At 47.6% G+C, this 2,384-nt stretch carries 1 protein-coding gene; it reads left to right on the top strand.

What is annotated here, in order from left to right:
- On the top strand, positions 1-2,384 hold a 2,384-nt coding region (locus AC0UBM_RS18315), incomplete at both ends, for a beta strand repeat-containing protein (RefSeq protein WP_475689632.1).

The following is a 2,384-nucleotide window of genomic DNA, read 5'->3' as shown; positions in this document are numbered from 1 at the left end:
GCATTTGAAATAGCAGTGGCAGGAGGATTTACAGGAACGGAAGCAGTTTGGTTAGCGTCACTAAACGGAGCTGATGGAGCAGACGGAAGTAATGGTACTGATGGAAACGATGGTTCAGATGGCTCTTCGGCATATGAGATTGCAGTAGCTGGAGGGTTTTCAGGAACGGAAGCAGATTGGTTAGCGTCACTAAACGGAGCTGATGGAGCAGATGGAAGTAACGGTACTGATGGGAACGATGGTTCAGACGGAGCTTCAGCATTTGAAATTGCAGTAGCTGGTGGGTTCACAGGAACAGAATCAGCTTGGTTAGCGTCATTAAACGGTGCAGATGGAAGTAATGGAGCAGACGGAACGGATGGCTCTTCAGCCTATGAAATAGCCGTAGCCGGAGGGTTTACAGGAACCGAAACAGCTTGGTTAGCATCATTAAACGGAGCAGACGGGAACGATGGAACAGATGGTTCTTCAGCATTTGAAATAGCCGTAGCAGGAGGATTTACAGGAACGGAAGCAGCTTGGTTAGCGTCATTAAACGGAGCAGATGGTACTAATGGAAACGATGGTTCAGATGGCTCTTCAGCCTATGAGATTGCAGTAGCCGGAGGATTTACAGGAACGGAATCAGTTTGGTTAGCGTCATTAAATGGAGTTGACGGAGCAGATGGTTCTGATGGAACAAATGGAAGTGATGGTGCTGATGGCTCTTCGGCATATGAGATTGCAGTAGCCGGAGGATTTACAGGAACGGAAGCAGCTTGGTTGGAGTCACTAAACGGAGCTGATGGAGCAGATGGCTCTTCTGCATATGAGATTGCAGTTGCTGGAGGATTTACAGGAACAGAATCGGATTGGTTAGCGTCATTAAATGGAGTTGACGGAGCAGATGGTGCTGATGGAACAAATGGGAGTGATGGTTCAGACGGATCTTCAGCCTATGAAATAGCAGTAGCCGGAGGATTCACAGGAACGGAAGCAGTTTGGTTAGCGTCACTAAACGGTGCTGATGGAGCAGACGGAAGTAATGGTACTGATGGAAACGATGGTTCAGACGGAGCTTCCGCATATGATATAGCAGTAGCTGGTGGATTTACAGGAACAGAAGCAGCTTGGTTAGCGTCACTAAACGGTGCTGATGGAGCCGATGGAAGTAACGGTACTGATGGAATAGATGGTTCTTCAGCATTTGAAATAGCCGTAGCCGGAGGGTTTACAGGAACCGAAACAGCTTGGTTAGCATCATTAAACGGAGCAGACGGGAACGATGGAACAGATGGTTCTTCAGCATTTGAAATAGCAGTAGCCGGAGGATTTACTGGAACGGAAGCGGATTGGTTAACTTCATTAAATGGAGTTGACGGAGCAGATGGTTCTGATGGAACAAATGGAATAGATGGTTCTGATGGATCTTCAGCCTATGAGATTGCAGTAGCAGGTGGATTTACGGGAACAGAAACAGCTTGGCTAGCATCACTAAACGGAGCTGATGGAGCTGACGGATCTTCAGCATTTGAAATAGCAGTGGCAGGAGGATTTACAGGAACGGAAGCAGTTTGGTTAGCGTCACTAAACGGAGCTGATGGAGCAGACGGAAGTAATGGTACTGATGGCAACGATGGTTCAGACGGTTCTTCAGCATATGAGAGTGCAGTAGCAGGAGGAGTTACAGGAACGGAAGCAGCTTGGTTAGCGTCATTAAACGGAGCAGATGGTACTAATGGAAACGATGGTTCAGATGGCTCTTCAGCATTTGAGATTGCAGTAGCCGGAGGATTTACAGGAACAGAATCGGATTGGTTAACTTCATTAAATGGAGTTGACGGAGCAGATGGAAGTAATGGTACTGATGGAAACGATGGTTCAGACGGGGCTTCAGCCTATGAAATAGCCGTTGCAGGAGGATTCACAGGAACGGAAGCAGTTTGGTTAGCGTCACTAAACGGAGCTGATGGAGCAGACGGAAGTAATGGTACTGATGGAAACGATGGTTCAGACGGATCTTCAGCCTATGAGATTGCAGTAGCCGGAGGATTTACAGGAACGGAAGCAGCTTGGTTAGCGTCATTAAACGGAGCAGATGGTACTAATGGAAACGATGGTTCAGATGGCTCTTCAGCATTTGAGATTGCAGTAGCCGGAGGATTTACAGGAACGGAATCAGTTTGGTTAGCGTCACTAAACGGTGTTGACGGAGCAGATGGAAGTAATGGTACTGATGGTTCAGATGGCTCTTCAGCATATGAAATTGCAGTAGCTGGAGGGTTTTCAGGAACGGAAGCAGTTTGGTTAGCGTCACTAAACGGAGCTGATGGAGCAGACGGAAGTAATGGTACTGATGGAAACGATGGTTCAGACGGAGCTTCAGCCTATGAGATTGCAGTAGC

The sequence above is a fragment of the Formosa sp. F44 genome, from assembly GCF_056238645.1.
This window is presented reverse-complemented; position numbering and strand designations above follow the sequence as displayed.